The sequence below is a fragment of the Winogradskyella epiphytica genome, from assembly GCF_003217215.1.
Lineage (GTDB): Bacteria > Bacteroidota > Bacteroidia > Flavobacteriales > Flavobacteriaceae > Winogradskyella > Winogradskyella epiphytica.
In genome coordinates this window covers 741,506-761,749 of record NZ_QJTD01000001.1, presented here as the reverse complement: position 1 = coordinate 761,749, position 20,244 = coordinate 741,506, and the positions used below count along the sequence as shown (strand labels likewise).

At 35.4% G+C, this 20,244-nt stretch carries 16 protein-coding genes; 8 read left to right on the top strand and 8 right to left on the bottom strand.

The annotated features are described in order from the left end of the window. The first annotated feature begins 16 nt into the window (after positions 1 to 16). Complete coding sequence (locus DFQ11_RS03350) at positions 17 to 760, top strand: lysophospholipid acyltransferase family protein (RefSeq protein WP_110474253.1); 744 nt, start codon at positions 17 to 19, stop codon at positions 758 to 760. A 94-nt stretch (positions 761 to 854) separates the two neighbouring features. On the opposite strand, the gene DFQ11_RS03345 is transcribed toward DFQ11_RS03350, so the two are convergent. The 4 genes from DFQ11_RS03345 to recA all read right to left on the bottom strand — a co-directional run bounded on the left by DFQ11_RS03345 (position 855) and on the right by recA (position 4,536). Beyond that, a complete protein-coding gene (locus tag DFQ11_RS03345; RefSeq protein ID WP_110474251.1) occupies positions 855 to 2,420 on the bottom strand; it encodes a hypothetical protein in 1,566 nt (521 codons plus the stop codon). A gap of 5 nt (positions 2,421 to 2,425) precedes the next feature. After that, positions 2,426 to 2,965 (bottom strand): RNA polymerase sigma factor, encoded by a 540-nt coding sequence (locus tag DFQ11_RS03340; RefSeq protein WP_110474249.1) that lies wholly within the window; start codon positions 2,963 to 2,965, stop codon positions 2,426 to 2,428. Between the two features lie 39 nt (positions 2,966 to 3,004). Continuing rightward, a complete protein-coding gene (locus tag DFQ11_RS03335) occupies positions 3,005 to 3,433 on the bottom strand; it encodes a hypothetical protein (RefSeq protein ID WP_110474247.1) in 429 nt (142 codons plus the stop codon). Between the two features lie 98 nt (positions 3,434 to 3,531). Next, positions 3,532 to 4,536: a recombinase RecA gene (gene recA, locus DFQ11_RS03330; RefSeq protein WP_110474245.1), complete on the bottom strand. Its 1,005-nt coding sequence runs from the start codon at positions 4,534 to 4,536 to the stop codon at positions 3,532 to 3,534. A 429-nt stretch (positions 4,537 to 4,965) separates the two neighbouring features. Between recA and trhO the strand changes: the two genes are divergently transcribed. Beyond that, complete coding sequence (gene trhO / locus DFQ11_RS03325; RefSeq protein ID WP_110474243.1) at positions 4,966 to 6,030, top strand: oxygen-dependent tRNA uridine(34) hydroxylase TrhO; 1,065 nt, start codon at positions 4,966 to 4,968, stop codon at positions 6,028 to 6,030. Positions 6,031 to 6,103: 73 nt separating this feature from the next. Here the strand turns inward: trhO and DFQ11_RS03320 are convergent, their stop codons facing one another. Continuing rightward, positions 6,104 to 7,510 carry a peptidoglycan DD-metalloendopeptidase family protein gene (locus DFQ11_RS03320; protein WP_110474241.1) on the bottom strand — a complete coding sequence of 469 codons (1,407 nt, stop codon included), beginning with the start codon at positions 7,508 to 7,510 and terminating at the stop codon, positions 6,104 to 6,106. A 240-nt stretch (positions 7,511 to 7,750) separates the two neighbouring features. Here DFQ11_RS03320 and DFQ11_RS03315 point away from each other — a divergent pair, with 240 nt between their 5' ends. The 5 genes from DFQ11_RS03315 to DFQ11_RS03295 all read left to right on the top strand — a co-directional run bounded on the left by DFQ11_RS03315 (position 7,751) and on the right by DFQ11_RS03295 (position 13,274). Further along, a complete protein-coding gene (locus DFQ11_RS03315) occupies positions 7,751 to 8,974 on the top strand; it encodes a PSP1 domain-containing protein (RefSeq protein WP_110474239.1) in 1,224 nt (407 codons plus the stop codon). Then, the gene (locus DFQ11_RS03310; RefSeq protein ID WP_110474237.1) at positions 8,952 to 9,464 is read left to right on the top strand and encodes a gliding motility lipoprotein GldH; all 513 of its coding nucleotides are present in this window, start codon (positions 8,952 to 8,954) and stop codon (positions 9,462 to 9,464) included. Before DFQ11_RS03315 ends, DFQ11_RS03310 begins: the two co-directional genes overlap by 23 nt. Positions 9,465 to 9,466: 2 nt before the next feature. After that, positions 9,467 to 11,824, top strand: a complete 2,358-nt coding sequence (locus tag DFQ11_RS03305) for a penicillin-binding protein 1A (protein ID WP_110474235.1) — start codon at positions 9,467 to 9,469, stop codon at positions 11,822 to 11,824. A 92-nt stretch (positions 11,825 to 11,916) separates the two neighbouring features. Further along, positions 11,917 to 12,618, top strand: a complete 702-nt coding sequence (locus DFQ11_RS03300; protein WP_110474233.1) for a CoA transferase subunit A — start codon at positions 11,917 to 11,919, stop codon at positions 12,616 to 12,618. 2 nt (positions 12,619 to 12,620) lie between these two features. Continuing rightward, positions 12,621 to 13,274, top strand: a complete 654-nt coding sequence (locus DFQ11_RS03295) for a CoA transferase subunit B (protein WP_110474231.1) — start codon at positions 12,621 to 12,623, stop codon at positions 13,272 to 13,274. 219 nt (positions 13,275 to 13,493) lie between these two features. On the opposite strand, the gene DFQ11_RS15375 is transcribed toward DFQ11_RS03295, so the two are convergent. Continuing rightward, positions 13,494 to 13,619: a hypothetical protein gene (locus tag DFQ11_RS15375; protein ID WP_262508279.1), complete on the bottom strand. Its 126-nt coding sequence runs from the start codon at positions 13,617 to 13,619 to the stop codon at positions 13,494 to 13,496. A 1-nt stretch (position 13,620) separates the two neighbouring features. Next, the gene (locus DFQ11_RS03290) at positions 13,621 to 15,312 is read right to left on the bottom strand and encodes an ABC transporter ATP-binding protein (RefSeq protein WP_110474229.1); all 1,692 of its coding nucleotides are present in this window, start codon (positions 15,310 to 15,312) and stop codon (positions 13,621 to 13,623) included. Between the two features lie 165 nt (positions 15,313 to 15,477). Between DFQ11_RS03290 and DFQ11_RS03285 the strand changes: the two genes are divergently transcribed. After that, on the top strand, positions 15,478 to 19,473 hold the full coding sequence (locus DFQ11_RS03285; RefSeq protein ID WP_110474227.1) for an immunoglobulin-like domain-containing protein: 3,996 nt from the start codon (positions 15,478 to 15,480) through the stop codon (positions 19,471 to 19,473). A 57-nt stretch (positions 19,474 to 19,530) separates the two neighbouring features. Here DFQ11_RS03285 and DFQ11_RS03280 read toward each other — a convergent pair whose 3' ends face one another. Further along, positions 19,531 to 20,244 (bottom strand): 3'-5' exonuclease, encoded by a 714-nt coding sequence (locus DFQ11_RS03280; RefSeq protein WP_110474225.1) that lies wholly within the window; start codon positions 20,242 to 20,244, stop codon positions 19,531 to 19,533.

The window sequence follows — 20,244 nt, the reverse complement described above, 5'->3', positions numbered from 1 at the left end:
AATTAGTTTTGACGCTATGGCAATAATAAAATACCCGCTGTGGCTTTTGTATCGTATTTGGTTTCATCTTTTGGTGGCCATTCCTATTATTGTAATGTTTCCCTTACTTATTATTTCAATATCTAGAGAGAAGTGGTATCCGTATTTTTTTAAGCTAGCTAGAATATGGGCGAAGTTTATTCTAATAGGAATGGGATTTAGATACATTATTAAGCGCGATGAAACCCCTGACCCTAAAAAGAGCTATATGTTTGTAGCTAACCATACCTCTATGGCCGATATTATGATGATGTTAGTTACTGTAGACAATCCATTTGTATTTGTTGGTAAGCAAGAACTGGCTAAGATTCCGTTATTCGGTTTCTTTTATAAGCGGACCTGTATTTTGGTAGATCGAAGTAGTGCAAAAAGTAGACAAGCGGTATTCCTTAGAGCGCAACGACGTTTGAAGCAGGGGGTAAGTATTTGTATATTTCCGGAAGGTGGAGTTCCTGAAGAGCATATAGTGTTAGACGACTTCAAGGATGGTGCTTTTCGTTTGGCTATCAATCATCAGATACCTGTGGTTCCAATTACCTTCTATGATAATAAAAAACGTTTTTCATATACTTTTTTTAGTGGAAGTCCTGGGAAAATGCGAGCAAGAATTCACTCTTTTTTGCCGACAAAGGGTTTGACTTCAGCAGACACGAAATCTTTAAATCAAAAAACTAGAAATTTAATTCTAAACGAACTGGGTGGTGTGTCTCTAAAAGAATAGATAGTTCAAACTAACATAAAAAAAAGCCACCCTAACCAAGAGTGGCTTTTCTCATTATTGCTTCACCATAGCTTATTTGTTTCAGCAACTTTACTTAAAACTTAAATTGTAATCCAGTATAAACTCCGATAAAAAAGGGATTGAATTTTCCTGAAGTATTATTAAAGGTGTTTATTTGATACTTGAATGTTGGCTCAAGATTGATGTTCCATTGTTTTGAAAGACTATAATCCATTCCTAAACCAAAATTGGCGCTAAAACTTGTGTTGTTTAAGTTGTTGGCTTCTCCAATTAGGATACTAGCTCCGTTCACATCAGCATAAATTTCATTTTCATTTAAAATGAAGGTGCTAAAACCACCAATCACATTAATCCCAATTTTTTTATCTATTAAGCGATATTCTAGTTCTAACGGCACTTCTATAAATCCAAATTTCTGTTCAATATGACCAGGTGAATTGCTGTTTAATAGCTGTGGAGTAGAGGAAGTGTTCATCATTTTTGAACTTATAAGAGACACATTTGGTGCGTTTTCTGTAAACTCAATATTTTTAAACTGGGCATTTTCACCTCTAGATACAGTTTGTGCTCCTGTATAAGCATATACACCTGAAGTGGTCTGATTTAGGTTGACACGATTAACTCCAGTACGAACTTTTAGCTTTTTAGAAATAGTGTAGCTTCCTGTTATTCCATAGCTCATGCTAACGTCACTATTTTTGGAATTCTTATTAAATTGTTGATCCAAGGGCGACCCTTGACCTAAGGAATTGAAATAAACAGGAGCAACATTTGGCGCGATACTCCATCGGTTGTGGTTAATCTCTTTTTCTTCTTCTTTAGTATAACTCCTGTTTTCTGCAATAGCCTCTTCAATAGATTGTTTTTCTGAATCTTTAAGTAGAGCTTTTTCTGTTTCCGTAAGATCCGTCTTGTTTAAATCAGATGCTGCCGACTCATCATCTACTTGTTTAGTTGAGGTATTATCCACAATGGCAGTTTCTCTTTTGCTAATGGTTTTATTTACCGTTGATTTTATTTCTTCCTTAGAATTTAAATTCCTTTTATCAACTTTTGAATTAGAGTCAGTTTTAATTTGATTGGCAACTTTATTGCCTGCATTCTTATTAGGAACTGTTATTAAGTTATGCTGTTTATTCGTCGATCGATTGTTATTCTCTTTGGAAGAATTAGCGATAGCATCAAGCTGTTGTTTCGATGTCTTTAATTGATGCGGTGAAATTGGTTTTTGAGTAGATGGGTTTTCTGAATCTTTTATATCCGATTGATCATCAGAATCTGGAGTAGATTCTACGATCTTCATGCTGTCATCCTCCGTAGCCTGCAACACTCTTTGAGTTTCATTGGTTGTTGAATCATTATTTTCTAGTTTAGAATCAGTTTCGCCTTCGGTATTTACTATAGGAAAATCATGGGTGCTATTGTCATCTGAGTTAAATACAGAAATTCCAACCGTTAGTAATAGCGCAATAAGGGCTGCAACACCTCCAAATTGCCACCATAGAGCAATAACTCTTCGTTTTTTCTTTTTCTTAGGAAGACTTTCGTTTATACGATCCCAAACAGCATCACTAGGAGCAGCTTCAAAGTCTTTAAACTTTTCCTGAAAAAGGCGGTCTATGTTTTTTTTACTATCCATTATAATTATAACGAATTTGACTTCGCTTTAAATGCTTCAATTTTGTCTCTTAAAATTATACGTGCACGCGCTAAATTAGATTTTGACGTTCCTATTGAAATATTTATTAATTCACTTATTTCAACATGAGAATATCCATCTAACACGTACAAATTAAATACCAAACGATATCTATCCGGTAATTCTTGAATAATTTTTAGTAGATAATCTATACTTATGCCATCATCATCAATATCTACGGTGACATCTTCAATATTACCTTCGTTAACTATATCGTACACACCAACGTCTTGTCTGTAGCGTTGTAATGCGGTGTTAATTGTAATACGCTTTAACCAACCTTCAAAAGAACCTTTATTATTATACTGCTCTATTTTATTAAAGATCGTTATAAATGCATCATGCAGGTTATCTTCTGCTTCTGCATAGTTTTTTGAATACTTAAGACAAAGCGAAAATAATTTACTTGCATAACGCTTGTATAATTGGCTTTGAGCTTGAGCATCGTTATTAATACAATTTTTTATGAGCTTGTCTAAACTCACATCAGTTAAGGGATTAAATAATAATTAATATTCTACTGTTTATTTGGAGACTGGCCTGCTATTAATAACAGGTACTTCAACTAAATAATAAAGATCTTCTCCTGATTCATCTACTCCTTGATAAAACTTGAAAAGATATGTTTCTGTTCCTGTTGCTTTAAAGTTAAGACTTACAGTTGCAGATACGGATTCTTCAACACATACGCTATCAACATAAACTGTATCTATTACGGCAATGACACGTTCATTTCCAGTGATTTGATAGAAGAAATCATAAAATAGATAGCAGTTTGAAGGTCTGTTATATGTTATGAGAATTTCATAACTCTCTCCCTGCACAAAATGGTCTGGCATGTCAACACTTTCAATTGCCATGGTCTCCGTTCTAACACTTACGGTATCCTCATCTAAGCTACAAGATGTAAATGCTGAAATAAAAACCAATACCAAAAGGGCGAATCTTTTCATAGTTAATTACAATTAATTACATTTTATAGATGCAAAAGATGTAAAATGGTTGCGTCTTAAACCAAAAAAATCCTGAATAATCAGGATTTTTTTAGCTTTTATTTAGCGTCGTTTATAATGGCTCTTACTTTTTCTTCAAGTTCATCCATCAATTCAGGGTTGTCTTTAATTAACATTTTTACGGCATCACGACCTTGTCCAAGCTTTGTGTCGCCATAGCTAAACCATGAACCAGACTTTTTCACAATGTCATGATCTACAGCTAAGTCTAAAACTTCTCCTACTTTAGAGATGCCTTCGCCATACATAATGTCAAATTCAGCTAATCTAAAAGGTGGAGCTACCTTATTTTTAACCACTTTCACACGGGTTTTATTACCCATAATATTACTGTCGCTATCCTTAATTTGTGTTGAACGTCTAATATCTAAACGTACAGAAGCGTAGAATTTTAAGGCATTACCACCAGTTGTTGTTTCTGGGTTTCCAAACATTACACCAATTTTTTCACGTAATTGGTTAATGAAAATCACCGTACAATTAGTTTTGCTGATAGAAGCGGTTAGCTTTCTTAGAGCTTGAGACATTAAACGAGCATGTAATCCCATTTTAGAATCTCCCATTTCGCCTTCAATTTCACTCTTAGGGGTTAGCGCAGCAACCGAATCCACAACGACAATATCAATAGCACCCGATCTAATAAGGTTATCTGCAATTTCTAGAGCTTGCTCCCCGTTATCTGGTTGAGATATAATTAAGTTATCAATATCCACACCTAATTTTTCAGCATAAAATCTGTCAAAAGCGTGTTCTGCATCTATAAACGCAGCAATTCCACCTGCTTTTTGTGCCTCTGCAATGGCGTGTAACGTTAAAGTTGTCTTACCAGAAGATTCTGGACCATAAATCTCAATGACACGGCCTCTTGGATAACCACCAACGCCTAATGCTATATCTAAACCTAATGAGCCTGAAGGAATGGCTTCAACATCCACCACCGCTTGATCGCTCATTTTCATTACTGTTCCTTTTCCATAAGCCTTATCTAACTTGTCTAAAGTTAATTTTAAAGCTTTTAATTTTGCGTCTTTTTCACTACTCATTGTTCTATATTCTTTATTAAACTGTCTTCAAAAATACCACTTATTTTAATTATTTCAATTTAATGACGCAACCATTTTATACTTTTTACATCTACTAAATGAAAAGGGAAAAAATTGCTATGATTACCGTTAAAAAGATTAAGAGATTCTTTATGTAAAGAGCTCTTCTTTTTAAGAAAAAATGGTGAAAGCATGAGGTGTTTCAGTTATTGTTTTAAGTTTCATTAATTGTTAAGCCGATGTAGATTAACCATTAAATTAGTTTTAAGTTAGTAGTTAATCGAAAAAGCGCTTTGAACGTCTCAAAGTGCTTTTTTTGTAAACTACTTTTTTGCTTTAATCTAAAACTAATACCTTTGCAATTCGCACATCAAAATTTTATGAATAGATGTGAATTATTTATTCTTTAACCTTAAAAATTAGTATAGCATGCAACTGTACAATAACTTAAGTGCTAAAGAGAGAGCAGAACTTATTGAACAAGCGGGAAAAGAACGCTTAACTATCTCTTTCTACAAGTACGCCAAAATTGGAAATACCGAAATCTTTAGAAACCACATGTTTCTGGCTTGGGACGAATTAGAAGTCTTAGGTAGAATTTATGTTGCTCACGAAGGAATTAACGCCCAACTTTCTGTTCCTGCAGAAAATTTCGAAGCTTTTAAAAAACACTTAGATACCATTTCATTTTTAGAAAATGTAAGATTGAACATCGCTATTGAGCATGATAATTTTGCCTTTTTAAAGCTGAAAGTGAAAGTGCGTAAAAAAATTGTAGCCGATGGTTTAAATGATGCCACTTTCGATGTTACAAACAAAGGAGTGCATGTAAATGCGGCAAAATTTAATGAGCTTATTGAAGACCCAAACACAGTTTTGGTTGATATGAGAAATCATTATGAAAGTGAAATCGGACATTTTAAAAATGCGATTACGCCTGATGTAGATACATTTAGAGAGTCTTTAGATTTAATTGAAGAAGACCTGCGAGAACACAAAGAAGATAAAAAACTGGTCATGTATTGTACGGGGGGAATTCGTTGTGAAAAGGCAAGTGCTTACTACAAGCATAAAGGTTTTAAAAATGTGTATCAGCTTGAAGGAGGGATTATTAATTACGTGAGACAAATTGAGGCTGAAGGATTAGAAAATAAATTTATTGGTAAGAACTTCGTGTTTGACCAAAGACGATCTGAGCGTATTTCCGATGATGTCATAGCTAATTGCCACCAATGTGGTAAACCTGCAGACTTACATACCAATTGTGCTAATGAAGCCTGCCATTTATTATTCATTCAATGTGATGAATGTAAAGAGAAAATGGAGAACTGCTGTTCAACAAATTGTATGGAAATAAATAGATTACCATACGAAGAGCAGAAGGAATTAAGAAAAGGGCAAGGAAATAGTAATGATATTTTCAAAAAAGGACGTGCAGATCACTTACCATATAAGAAGGATTTGCGGAATATCTTTGAAACTTTAAAGTCTTAAATGTCGGACTGGGCGCCGTTGAAAGCCTTTTGTAAATAAAATATTTCAACGGCGCTCAACACGACATTTAGTGTTATTTCTTAATTATCTTCACTGTTTTTTTTTGGTTATCATCGCCTTTAAGTATTACAAAATACATTCCATTAGAGAGCTCCGCTAAGTTCAAATGGCTGATTCCTTCTGCGGAATTAGCTTTGAATTCTAAAATCGATTTTCCTAAAACATTAACAATACTTGCTGAAGTAATCTTTGTTTTTGATTCAATTTTTATTGTTGTATTAAATGGATTAGGGTAAATAGAAGTGTTTTCTAAAATCAGGTCATCAATTCCTAATTGATCAGTAACATTAAAGGTATGAGACTCCGTCTGGCCTTGGTAGGTAACTTGCCATGTCCATGTGCCAACCGCATCAACAGGAAAATACCAATAATAATACGCAGAGGAATAATTGCCGGTTGGCGTATATGACCATTCGTACAAATAACTTCCATCAGGTCGTATGACTTTCAATAGGAGTGGAATATTATTCACTTGATCTCTTAGGTAAAGTGACATATAAATATCTTCTGAAATATCAAAATCGTTTCTTTCATAAGTGGTTTCTGTAGTAGGGCATTCCGGGAAAGCATCAGGTACTTGGCTGTGTGTCATTAGTGCATTGATATTACTATCTATATAAGGTCTTTGGTCTGCCCACCATGATGTTGAATTCATGTTATTACAATCGCCCGCAAAAGGATCTACTAATTGTGTGAAAGAGGCATCTGTATAAACCTCAAAATGCAAATGCGGACCTGTGGAGTTTCCAGAACTTCCAACAATGCCTAAATACTCACCTTGAGCTACACTATCACCAACATTCTTTGGAGATAATGATCCGTTTTTCATATGGCCATACCAGGCTACACTACCATCGTCATGTTGAACGTATATAGCATTCCAAATGTTATTGTTGAAACTACAGCTCCTATCAAATTCACCATCATGTTTCGCTAATATTTGCCCTGGCGCCGCGGCAATAATTTCCACTGCATCGTCATCCATTAATTTCCAAGAAAATGGCCAGTTATAGATATCAACACCTTGATGATTATAACCATCTGCAGTATCATAAGTTTTTGTACCACAATTATAATCTGTAAGTTGGTTAGGGTAACTAGAATTATGGTCCACGTAGCCAGATATAGCCCAAACATCATTAAAAATTACATTGTTGGCTTTTTGAACAGGCCAAATAAATAGAGGATGGTTTTCACTATTAGTAGAGGATCGGAATGCTAATTTGTTCTGAAGTTTTAGGGCACTAACATTAGTTTTGAGGTCTTGTTTAATAATAGTTCTCTGTGCCGTTGTTAAACATGAGTTTTTAGTAGGGTTAAACACAAATTCTCCACCGCCAATAGCTGTGCTCGGAGCTTGTGCGGTACTAAAAGTTAAAAAAAACAGTAAGAATACGACGAAGGTAATTTTAGTTCTCATAATAATATGTTGTATTGGTTCAAACTATCATCGTAACATTTTCAAAATGTGAGCATTTATAACTCAATTACATTTCCTTGCTCGTCAATAACAAATCATACTTACGATAACTAAAGAAATAATATTATCTTTACTCATTATTTTTTACGAATCCTATATCTAGTATTTTAGAAATAAAAATTTTTCGCTTTTAGGAAAGTTTAACGAAGATTAAAATCTAGATTAAATATATAAAATTTTATGGCTTGTAACAGTTGCTCAACTGGTAAAGATGGCCAACCAAAAGGATGCAAAAACAACGGAACTTGTGGTACAGATAGCTGCAATAAACTTACTGTTTTTGATTGGTTAGCTAATATGTCGCTTCCTAACGGACAAGACCCCTTTATTGGAGTTGAAGTTCGTTTTAAAAATGGCAGAAAACAATATTATAAAAATACTGAAAACCTCACTTTAAGCATCGGAGATATTGTGGCGACACAGGCAAAATCCGGTCATGATATTGGAATGGTTACTCTTACTGGTGAATTAGTCAGAGTACAAATGAAGCGTAAGAAAGTCCGTATGGACGACGCAGAGAATGTTCTAAAAATTTACCGCAAAGCGTCTCAAAAAGATATTGACATTTGGTCTGAAGCTAGAGATAGAGAAGAACCAATGAAAGTGAAGGCACGTCAATTTGCTATAGACTTAAATCTGAAAATGAAAATTTCGGATATAGAATTTCAAGGAGACGGTAGCAAAGCAACCTTTTATTATACCGCAGAAGAACGTGTAGATTTTAGAGAGTTGATTAAAGTTTTTGCACGCGAGTTTAGAACGCGAATTGAAATGAAGCAAGTAGGCTTCAGACAAGAAGCAGCTAGACTTGGTGGTATTGGCTCTTGTGGAAGAGAACTATGTTGTTCTACATGGTTAACCGATTTTAGATCGGTTAGTACTTCTGCTGCACGTTACCAGCAATTATCTTTAAACCCATTAAAATTAGCGGGACAATGTGGTAAATTAAAATGTTGTCTTAACTATGAGTTAGATGCCTATTTAGACGCCTTAAAAGCGTTTCCAAAATCTGATATAAAATTATATACCGAAAAAGGAAATGCAGTATGTCAAAAGACCGATATTTTTAAAGGCTTAATGTGGTATGCTTATGAAGGGGAATGGATGAATTGGCATGTCATCAATACAGATCAAGCCAATGAAATTATAGCTAAAAACAAGAAGAAAGAAAAAGTATCTAGTTTAGAAGAATATGCTGCTGAGCACATCCAAGACACTAAAAACGAATTTGAGAACGTTGTAGGGCAAGATAGTTTAACGCGTTTTGATAGTCCAAAGTCCAATAAAAAACGTAGAAACAATAAGGGTAAGAAAAATACCAAGAGCAGAAACAACAAAAATACACCTCGAAATCGCAGTAAAAATCCAAATGCCAAGACAAATGCCAAAACTAAGAAGAGCTAAAGGGTTATTTCTTATAGTAATCAGTGGTTTTTTATGCTTTAGTTGCGACTCAAATGCTGTTTTCGATTCCTATAAATCAGTGCCTAATCAATGGCATAAAGATTCTATAGCAAGCTTTAAATTTGAAGCTCCAGACACTATAAATAACTATAATTTATATGTGAACTTAAGGAATACAGACGATTATAAGTTTAATAATTTATTTTTAATTGTAGAACTTAACTATCCAAATGGTAAAGCTGTAACAGATACTTTAGAGTATAAAATGGCAGCACCAAGTGGTGAGTTATTAGGAACAGGCTTCACAGATCATAAGGAAAATAAATTGTGGTTTAGAGGGTATAAAGAGCCCTTTGTATTTAACGAAGAAGGCGATTATACCATAAACATTCAACATGCGATGCGTAAAAATGGCGACGTTAATGGTTTAGAGTATTTAGAAGGTATAACTGATATTGGTTTTAGGGTAGAACAGGTTCAAAACAAGTAAATATGGCAAAAAAGAAAACTTCAAAATCTAAATCTGAAACTTTAGATTTTTCAAAATATGTACGTTGGTTTTGGATAGTATTCTTAGGAGGAATCCTATCTGTAGTGTTATTGTTTCTATTCGCATCTTGGGGGTTTTTAGGTGAAATGCCAGATCACACTAGGTTGGAGAACCCGGAAACGAATCAAGCGACGGAAATAATTTCTTCAGATGGTGAGACATTAGGAAAATTCTATTTTAATGATAATAGAACACCTATTGGCTATGCTGATTTACCCCAAAATATAGTGGATGCTTTGATTGCAACAGAAGATATTCGGTATTATAAACATTCAGGTATTGATGGCAGAGGTACACTAAGAGCTATTTATAAATTAGGAAAAGGAGGTGGAGCCAGTACTGTTTCTCAACAATTAGCTAAGAATTTATTTACTAAGCAAGTTTCTGCAAATATCATAGAACGTCTTTCTCAAAAAGTAAGAGAGTGGGTCATTGCCATTCGTTTAGAACGTCAATATACCAAAGAAGAAATTATAGCAATGTATTTTAATATCGTTGATTTTAATAATAATGCAGACGGTATACGAAGTGCCGCTAGGATTTATTTTGGTAAAGAGCCTAAAAATTTAGATATCAAGGAATCGGCTATGATTGTCGGGATGTTAAAAAATCCATCATTATATAACCCAAGGCCACATAAAAATCCTGTAGGGACAAGAAATAGACGGAATGTGGTGCTTGCGCAAATGGCCAAATATGACTTCATTTCTGAAGCACTAAAAGACTCACTTCAAAAAACGGATTTAGATTTAAATTATTCACCTGAATCTCACCGTGAAGGAATTGCCACGTATTTTAGAGAATATTTAAGAGGTTTTATGAGAGATTGGGCAAATGACGAAAACAATAGAAAACCAGATGGAAGTAAATATGACTTATATACTGATGGTCTTAAAATTTTTACAACTATAGATTCACGCATGCAGAAGTATGCTGAAGACGCGATTGAACAACATATGCCAAGGTTGCAGGCAGAATTTGATCATCAAAATACACCAGAGCGAAATAAAACAGCGCCATTTGTAGGGCTAACACAATCAGAAGTAAATACGCTGATGAATAATGGAATGAGGCGAGGTGAACGATGGAGAATATTAAAAAATCAAGGAAAATCTGATAAAGAGATTATTGCATCATTTGACGTACCAACGGAAATGACAGTTTTTAAATGGATAGATGGTAAAGCAAGTGAAGTGGATACCATTATGAAGCCAATCGATTCTATGCGCTATTATAAATCGTTTTTGCGTCCAGGGATGATGTCTATGGATCCATTGACGGGACATGTAAAGGCTTGGGTTGGCGGAATGAACTATAGACATTTCCAATTTGACATGGTTAAGCAAGGTAAACGTCAGGTGGGATCTACTTTTAAACCTTTTGTTTATGCTACAGCAATTGATCAGTTGCAATTTTCACCATGTGATTCATTTCCAAGAACACCTATAACCATTGAAGCGAATAAATTTGGAAACCCAGAACCTTGGACGACAAAAAATTCAGATGGTAACTATTCAGGAAAGCAGACGTTAAAAGACGCTCTAGCTAGTTCAACTAACACAATTACAGCGCGTCTAATAAACGAAATTGGACCACAGCCTGTTGTGGAAATGGCGAAAAAATTAGGCGTGGAAGAAGAAATATTACCTGTGCCAGCCATTGCTTTGGGAACAGCAGATATTAGTGTTTATGAAATGGTGGCGGCCTATTCGACTTTTGCCAATAAAGGGGTGTATAATAAACCTGTAATGATTACGCGAATTGAAGATAAAAATGGGACCATGTTGTATCAATTTGTTCCTGAAAGTAAAGATGTTCTAAGTGAGGAAGTTGCTTATGTAACTGTAAACCTTATGGAAGGTGTTACTCAAGGAGGCTCGGGTACCAGACTTAGGCATAATAGCTCATGGCTAAAAAGCACACCGTTGTACAAAGAAATTATGACGGGATATCCATACGAACTAGATAATCCTATAGCGGGTAAAACTGGTACTACACAAAACCAAAGTGACGGTTGGTTTATGGGTATGGTGCCAAATCTCGTAACCGGAGTTTGGGTTGGAGCAGAGGATAGAGCCGCACATTTTAAATCTATTAGGTATGGTCAAGGAGCCTCTATGGCACTACCAATATTTGGTTTGTTCATGAAAGCCTGTTATGCAGATGAAACTTTAGAAGTTTCTAAAGGGAATTTTGAAAAACCAGCAAACCTGTCTATTAACGTTGACTGTGATTCTACAGGTGAAGGTAGTACTGATTCTGAGGGAGGTTCCGAAGGAGATATTCAGATAGATTTTTAAAAAATCATCAATAGTCACACCTATAATTAAGGTTGGAAAATTATAATTTTAACGTATAGTTTCGTATTTTTCAAAAGCAAAATTTTTTAAATATGATCAATAAAAAAGTAGCGAATATTACTGAAGCACTTGAAGGTGTGAAAGACAATATGACCTGTATGTTTGGTGGATTTGGCTTGTCTGGTATTCCAGAAAATGCCATCGCCGAACTCGTAAAAAGAAATATAAAAGGTTTAACCTGTATATCCAATAATGCTGGAGTAGACGACTTTGGTTTGGGATTATTATTACACCAAAAACAGATTAAAAAGATGGTATCGTCTTATGTGGGTGAAAATGATGAGTTTGAACGTCAGATGCTTTCTGGTGAATTGGACGTAGAATTAATCCCTCAAGGGACTTTGGCAGAGCGCTGTAGAGCGGCACAGGCTGGTTTTCCAGCTATTTATACGCCTGCAGGATATGGAACAGAAGTCGCAGAAGGAAAAGAAACAAGAGAATTTGATGGTAAAATGTATGTTTTAGAACATGCGTTCAAAGCCGATTTTGCTTTTATCAAAGCTTGGAAAGGTGATGCTGCCGGGAATTTAATATTCAAAGGAACAGCGAGAAACTTTAATCCTGTAATGTGCGGAGCCGCTAAGATAACTGTAGTTGAGGTTGAAGAATTGGTTCCTGTAGGTGAGTTAGATCCAAATCAAATTCATATTCCAGGTATTTTTGTTCAACGTATTTTTCAAGGTGAAACATATGAAAAGAGAATTGAACAATTAACGGTAAGACAAAGAGCATAATTATGTTAGATAAAAACGGAATAGCGAAACGCATCGCAAAAGAAGTAAAAAATGGTTACTATGTTAACTTAGGAATTGGTATTCCAACATTAGTAGCAAATTTTGTACGAGACGATATTGAAGTGGAGTTTCAGAGTGAAAATGGCGTCTTAGGAATGGGGCCTTTTCCTTACGAAGGTGAAGAAGATGCCGATATTATTAACGCAGGTAAACAAACCATTACTACTTTACCTGGAGCATCTTTTTTTGACTCCGCAATGAGTTTTGGAATGATTAGAGGCCAGCACGTAGATTTAACGATTCTTGGCGCTATGGAAGTCGCAGAGAATGGCGATATTGCTAACTGGAAAATTCCAGGTAAAATGGTAAAAGGTATGGGAGGTGCTATGGATTTAGTTGCTAGTGCCGAAAATATTATCGTTGCTATGATGCATACCAACAGAGCAGGAGAATCAAAATTATTAAAAAGATGTTCTTTGCCATTAACTGGGGTTGGTTGTGTAAAGAAAATTGTAACAAATTTAGCTGTAATAGAAGTAACTCCTAAAGGATTTAAACTTTTAGAACGTGCACCGGGAGTTTCGGTAGAGGAAATTGTAAAGGCCACCGAAGGAGAGTTAATTATTGAAGGTGAAATTCCTGAAATGGACGTATAGTTACTAGTGTAATATAAAAAAAACCGCTAAATCATAGCGGTTTTTTTTGTAAGTAAAATCTTCGTAAAAGATGTTAAATGTTAAAAAAATACGCATTATATCGATTTGTTGTGTATTTTGACTGATATTTTGAAAATAAGTTTCATATTAGCAAAACACAAGTAATAAGATTGTTTGTTATAACGTAAATGCCTTTTTGCCCCAAACCAAACTATAATTTTAACTAATGACCACTAAACCAAATCTACCAGAACCTACTTTAAATGATGACCATGAGTTTTCAGTTATCGAAGACACAATGGAGTTAGTTACAAATGTTTTTAAGTTAGCCAGAAAAATATTCATGCTATAATCCTTTTGGAATAGCATGAATTAATTTCTTGGTGTATTCTTTTTTTGGCGATGCATAAATCTTGTCAGCATCTCCAATTTCTTCTATTTTTCCTTTATTCATTACCAATAATTGATCAGCCATATATTTTACAACCGCTAAGTCGTGTGATATGAATATATAGGTAAATCCAAATTGATGTTTTAAATCGTTAAGTAAGTTTAAAACCTGGGCTTGTACTGAAATATCTAAAGCTGAAACAGATTCATCACAAACAATCAGTTGAGGTTCTAATGCTATAGTTCTGGCAATGCCAACACGTTGACGTTGACCACCAGAAAATTCATGAGGATATCTATCGAAGGCAGAGGCATCAAGACCAACCTTTTCTAAAATATCTATTACTTTTTCTTTTCTTGAGGCATTAGAGGTCCCAATATTATGAACTTTCATCGGTTCAATAATAGCATTACCAACGGTTAATCGTGGGTTCAGAGATGCAAAAGGATCCTGAAAAATAATCTGGATGTCTTTTCGTAGAGCACGCATTTCTGAAGTGCTTAAATTAGTAATTTCTTTTCCTTTATATAGTATTTGTCCCGAAGTGGCTTTATCTAATTGTAAAATGGCATTTCCTAAAGTTGATTTTCCACATCCAGATTCTCCAACTAAACCTAAAGTTTCTCCAGGATACACCTTAAAACTTACACCATCAACAGCATTAAAAGAGCGATCTTTAGAAAACCATCCCGTTTTTGAAAAATAGGTTTTCTCTACATTAATGATTTCTATCAAGGGTGCTTGAGCATATAATTTTTCATGATTTTTCCTCCTATCCACATCTGAAATTACAGCGTCACTCACCTTATTGGTCATAAAATCTGAAATGGTAGGGAGTTGTTTTAAACGATAATCTGTAGAAGGTCGTGCTGCAATGAGTGCTTTTGTATAGTTGTTTTTTGGAGAATTGAATATTTCATTGGTCGTCCCTTGTTCAACAATTTCCCCTTGATACATTACTAAAACACGGTCGGCAAGTTCTGATACTAAAGACAAATCATGTGAAATAAATAAAATGGACATTTTAGTGTCTTTTTGAATGTCTTTAAGGAGCTCTAAAATTTCTTTCTGAACGGTTACATCTAAAGCTGTTGTAGGTTCGTCAGCAATAAGTAATTTAGGTTTGCAGGCAATTGCCATTGCGATCATAACACGTTGCTTTTGTCCACCTGAAATTTCATGAGGATAAGCCTTATACATGCGTTCTGGATAAGGAAGTTTTACTTTGTCGAAAAGGTTTATAACTTCAGTTTTAATTTCTGAAGCAGATAACTTAAGGTGTTGTTGCAAGATTTCTTCAACCTGTCTTCCACAGCGCATAGATGGATTTAATGAACTCATAGGTTCTTGAAAAATCATCGCAATCTCTTGTCCTCTAATAGACTGAAAATCTCTTTCAGATAGGCTAACCAAATTTTTATTATCGAATGTAATAGAACCAGATGTGATTTTTGATATCTGTTTTGGTAATAATCCCATTAGTGCTAGTGAGGAAATTGACTTACCTGACCCAGATTCGCCTACCACAGCAACTATTTCATTCGTTTGTATTTCAAATGAAATATTTTTAATAATCTGTTTTTCAATCTTGTCTTTAAAAAAGGAAATTTCTAAACCTTCAACTTTGAGTAAATCATCTTTTGCCATAGGTAAATGTAGTTATTTTCTTCAATAGTGTTGTGGAAAAACCATAACGAAAAAAAGATGTATGTATTTTAACGAAATACCTGCTATATAATTATGTTTTTGTTATTAAATTAATACTTTTAATAGATTTTTATAAATAAAACACCCTTTAAATTGCAAATGTGTATGAAAAAAAACTATTTAAGTGTATTTAGTGTAATTTTATTAATGCTGTCAACGGCATCGGTATTTGCGCAAACTACCCAAGAAAAAGAACAAATTACGAGCCGGTATGATCAACAGGTCATTCAAGAATTAAGCAAAAAGTTTAACGCACAAGCCAAAGCTGAAAAAGATAAAGCTACACAAATGGCATTATTAAATGGTTGGCCACTTATTATTAGTACGAAAGACTCCTATCAAGAGATTCAAAAAATTTCTTCTGATGGAAGACCCATTTATTATACTACATTTAATATCGCAGCTTCGAAATCGACTCGTGCGAATCATTTAAATTCTGGTGGTTCATTAGGATTAAATTTAGATGGTCAAAATATGACAGCTCATGTTTGGGATGGTGGATTGGCACGTGCTTCGCATCAAGAATACGATGGGCCAGGCGGTACTAACCGATTTTCTGTTGGTGACGGATCAACAGCCTTACACTACCACTCGGCACATGTAACAGGAACCATAATCGCATCTGGTGTTGTTTCAAATTCAAAAGGAATGGCGCCACAAGCAAGAGCTATTGGATACGATTGGAATAACGACACCTCTGAAGGTACAACTGCGGCAGGAAACGGTATGCTTGTATCAAATCACTCTTATGGCTATGCCGCTAGAAATGCGCAAGGTCAACCTCAGTTGCCAGATTATTATTTTGGAGGTTATATTACAACCTCAAGAGATTGGGATGACATTATGTTTAACGCTCCTTACTATTTAATGGTAGTGGCTGCAGGAAATGATGGGTCTGACAATTCGGCAAATGGAGCGCCTTTAGATGGAAATTCGTCTTACGATAAACTTTCAGGTCATGCTACAGCAAAAAACAATATGGTTGTTGCAAACGCGCAGGATGCTAATATTGATACTAACGGAAATTTAGTTAGTGTTTCTATTAATAGTAGTAGTAGCGAAGGACCAACAGATGATTACAGAATAAAGCCAGATATTACTGGAAATGGAACTTCTGTGTATTCAACTTACGAATCGAGCAATACAGCATATAATAGCATTACAGGAACTTCAATGGCATCTCCAAATGTCGCAGGTTCATTATTGCTACTTCAACAACATGCCAATAATGTAAGCGGAAGTTATATGAGAGCGGCTACCTTAAAAGGTTTAGCACTTCATACTGCTGATGATGCAGGTTCTAATGGGCCTGACGCGATTTATGGTTGGGGATTAATGAATACGAAGCGCGCAGCAGAAGCAATTACTAATAATGGAAACGAATCTAAGATTGAAGAGTTGACTTTGATGAATGGACAGTCTTATCAAATTACAGTAGATTCAGATGGAATTAACGATCTGTATGCCTCTATATCATGGACAGATAGAGCAGGAGTTGCTACAACTACAGCTAATTCTAACGCGGCTGTTTTAGTGAATGATTTAGATATTAGAGTAACGAAAGGAGGTACTACGCATTCGCCTTGGAGATTAACCGGGGTAACTACTAATGGAAAGGGTGATAATTCTAAGGATCCTTATGAAAGGGTAGATGTAACTAACGCTTCGGGAACCTACACTATTACAGTGACTCATAAAGGTAGTTTAACAGGAGGAAGTCAAAACTACTCGTTAATTGTTACTGGATTATCAGGAACACCTATTGTATGTAGTGCGACGACCCCAACCGGGCTTTCTATTGATGGGTTTGGTTCGTCTACAGCCACAGTATCATGGGATGCTGTTTCTGGAGCTTCATATGATTTTAGATACCGTCAAGTAGGAGCTTCTGCTTGGACAACATCATCTGTATCGGGATCATCAACATCATTATCAGGTTTAACGCCTGAAACATCTTACGAAGTACAAGTGAGAAGTAAATGTACAGATGGTTCAACTTCGTCTTATTCAACTACTGTGAATTTTACAACGACTGAAGTTCAACTTAACTACTGTACATCTACAAGTAGTAATGTTAATGACGAATTTATTAGTCGCGTTCAATTAGGAACAATTAACAATTCGTCGGGAGCACAGAATTATTCTGACTTTACAAATATTTCAACAAATTTAACGCAAGGGCAAACGTATACGATTACGGTAACACCAACTTGGACAGGAACTACGTATAATGAAGGTTATTCGGTATGGATTGATTATAATCATGATGGTGATTTTTCTGATGTGGGAGAACAGGTATTGAGTCAATCAGCCACTCAGACTAGTCCGGTAAGTGGAAGTTTTACAGTGCCTTCTGGAACATACTCTGGAAATACTAGAATGCGTGTATCTATGAGTTATAATGCGGTTCCTACAGCTTGCCAGTCATTTACTTATGGTGAAGTTGAAGATTATACGGTTAATCTAATAACAGGAACGGCAGACACTACAGCACCGGTAATTACCTTAATTGGTGCTTCGACAATGAACTTAGTAGTTGGCGATACCTATAATGAGCCAGGTGCAACTGCAACGGATAATGTTGATGGAAACTTAACTTCAAGTATAGTTATTACAGGAACTGTTAATACAAATTCAGCAGGAACTTATACCAAGTATTATAATGTTAGTGATGCCGCTGGAAATGCTGCAACCCAACGTACGAGAACCATTATTGTTTCACAGCCTGCAGATACGACGGCCCCAGTAATTACTTTAAACGGTGCATCGACGATTAATTTAGAGGTGGGAGACACGTATAATGAGTTAGGTGCAACCGCTACAGATAACGTTGATGGAGATTTAACCTCAAGTATAGTTATTACAGGGACTGTTAATACAGCTTCAGAAGGAACTTATTTGCGTTATTATAATGTAAGTGATGCCGCAGGAAACAGTGCAACCCAACGCACTAGAACTGTAGTTGTTTCAAAACCTTCAACAGGAGGGTGTACTAATGGAGTTTCAACATTTCCATATACTGAAGGGTTTGAAAACACTTTAGGGGCATGGTCTCAAAGTTCGGGCGATGATTTCAATTGGTCATTACGATCTGGAAGCACTCCATCAAGTAATACAGGACCATCGAGTGCTTCGGCAGGTTCGTATTATATTTATATGGAATCGTCTTCACCAAACTACTCGACCAAAAGAGCCATTTTAAATTCACCTTGTTTCGATTTAGCTGCGGCTACTCAAGCAACATTCCAGTTTAATTACCATATGTACGGCACATCATCTATGGGAAGTTTAGCTGTAGAGCTGAGTACGAATAATGGTGCGACTTGGACCTCTGTTTGGAGTAAAGCTGGAAACCAAGGTAACTCTTGGAATACGGCAACTGTGAATTTAGCTGCTTATGTTGGAAGTTCAGTTCAACTGCGCTTTAACGGAATTACAGGTACTACTTGGCAAGGTGATATGGCTGTAGATGCTGTGAGTTTATCAACAGGTGGCGGATCGGGTACTACATGTTCTAATGTGTCACTTTCAATAACCTTTGATAATTACCCGGAAGAAACTGCATGGAGTGTTAAAGATGCTTCAGGTACAACGGTAGCTTCGGGAGGAACTTATGGTTCTCAACCAGATGGTTCAACATTAAATATAGACTTAGGTTGTTTAGATACGGGTTGTTACGACTTCGTAATTACTGATGCTTATGGTGATGGAATTTGCTGCTCATATGGCAATGGTTCTTATACATTGACCAATTCTGATACAGGAGTGACATTGGCTTCAGGCGCACAGTTTACAAGCTCTCAAACAATTAATTTCTGTCTAGGTAATTCAAACTCTAATTTTGATAGTAGTCCTGGAATTATTTCAGATAATCCAAACCAATATTTTAATATCTATCCGAACCCGGTTAAGCAAACGCTTAATGTTGATTTACTCGGTTATGAAGCTCAAAGCTTTGAAATTAAAAATATGTTAGGACAGACAGTTTCAAAAGGACGTTATACATCTGTGATTGATGTGTCTCAGTTGGATAGTGGTGTTTATATTTTACAATTAAACATTGGTGAGAAATCTAAATTAAAACGATTTATTAAAGACTAATAAATTGATTAGTCAATTGTGAAAATTAAAAGTCCAGATTTTAAATCTGGACTTTTTTTATACGTGTTTTATTTCATTATCATCGAGCAATTCATCTCCTCGTAATCTTAAGAATATCTGTGCGACCGCAATTGTATCTTTTTCGCAATAGATAATAATGCGATCAATTTCTTTTTCTTTATAATAAACCCTATACACTTCACTGCCGTCGATATCATCTTTTGGTGAAGGAATACCTAAGACATGGGTCATTAGTTTTAGAGAGGTATACGTTTTATAATCGCCAAATTTCCATAGTTCTAAAGTATCTAAATGAGGGACTTCCCATGGTTTTTTGCCGAAGAGATTCAATTTGTTTGGTAATTCGATATTGTGAATTATCATACGTCTAGCGATATATGGAAAGTCGAATTCTTTTCCATTATGCGCACAAAGTAGATGAGTGTTTAAGTTGAAATGTGTATCTAATAGATTTTTAAAATCCTTTAAAATTTTATCTTCATCACCATAAAACGAGGTCACACGAAAGGTTCTCGATTCACCTTGATATTTAAAATACCCAACCGATATACAGATAATTTTTCCAAATTCGGCCCAGATGCCTGCTCTATCATAAAATTCCTCGGCACTAAACTCATCTTTACGCTGGTAACGCGATTTTGCTTCCCAAAGCTCTTGTTTAGTAGCATCCAAATCGGTAAAGTTTTCTGTTTCAGGAACCGTTTCAATATCTAAGAATAGAATGTTTTCTAAGTTGAGTTTGCGCAACAT

Excerpts from the sequence above, each read along its gene's own strand:
- DFQ11_RS03350 (WP_110474253.1), top strand. The coding sequence starts at position 17 with ATGGCAATAATAAAATACCCGCTGTGGCTTTTGTATCGTATTTGGTTT.
- DFQ11_RS03345 (WP_110474251.1), bottom strand. The coding sequence starts at position 2,420 with ATGGATAGTAAAAAAAACATAGACCGCCTTTTTCAGGAAAAGTTTAAA.
- DFQ11_RS03335 (WP_110474247.1), bottom strand. The coding sequence starts at position 3,433 with ATGAAAAGATTCGCCCTTTTGGTATTGGTTTTTATTTCAGCATTTACA.
- recA (WP_110474245.1), bottom strand. The coding sequence starts at position 4,536 with ATGAGTAGTGAAAAAGACGCAAAATTAAAAGCTTTAAAATTAACTTTA.
- trhO (WP_110474243.1), top strand. The coding sequence starts at position 4,966 with ATGCAACTGTACAATAACTTAAGTGCTAAAGAGAGAGCAGAACTTATT.
- DFQ11_RS03320 (WP_110474241.1), bottom strand. The coding sequence starts at position 7,510 with ATGAGAACTAAAATTACCTTCGTCGTATTCTTACTGTTTTTTTTAACT.
- DFQ11_RS03315 (WP_110474239.1), top strand. The coding sequence starts at position 7,751 with ATGGCTTGTAACAGTTGCTCAACTGGTAAAGATGGCCAACCAAAAGGA.
- DFQ11_RS03310 (WP_110474237.1), top strand. The coding sequence starts at position 8,952 with ATGCCAAAACTAAGAAGAGCTAAAGGGTTATTTCTTATAGTAATCAGT.
- DFQ11_RS03305 (WP_110474235.1), top strand. The coding sequence starts at position 9,467 with ATGGCAAAAAAGAAAACTTCAAAATCTAAATCTGAAACTTTAGATTTT.
- DFQ11_RS03300 (WP_110474233.1), top strand. The coding sequence starts at position 11,917 with ATGATCAATAAAAAAGTAGCGAATATTACTGAAGCACTTGAAGGTGTG.
- DFQ11_RS03295 (WP_110474231.1), top strand. The coding sequence starts at position 12,621 with ATGTTAGATAAAAACGGAATAGCGAAACGCATCGCAAAAGAAGTAAAA.
- DFQ11_RS15375 (WP_262508279.1), bottom strand. The coding sequence starts at position 13,619 with ATGAATATTTTTCTGGCTAACTTAAAAACATTTGTAACTAACTCCATT.
- DFQ11_RS03290 (WP_110474229.1), bottom strand. The coding sequence starts at position 15,312 with ATGGCAAAAGATGATTTACTCAAAGTTGAAGGTTTAGAAATTTCCTTT.
- DFQ11_RS03285 (WP_110474227.1), top strand. The coding sequence starts at position 15,478 with ATGAAAAAAAACTATTTAAGTGTATTTAGTGTAATTTTATTAATGCTG.
- DFQ11_RS03280 (WP_110474225.1), bottom strand. The coding sequence starts at position 20,244 with ATGTTGCGCAAACTCAACTTAGAAAACATTCTATTCTTAGATATTGAA.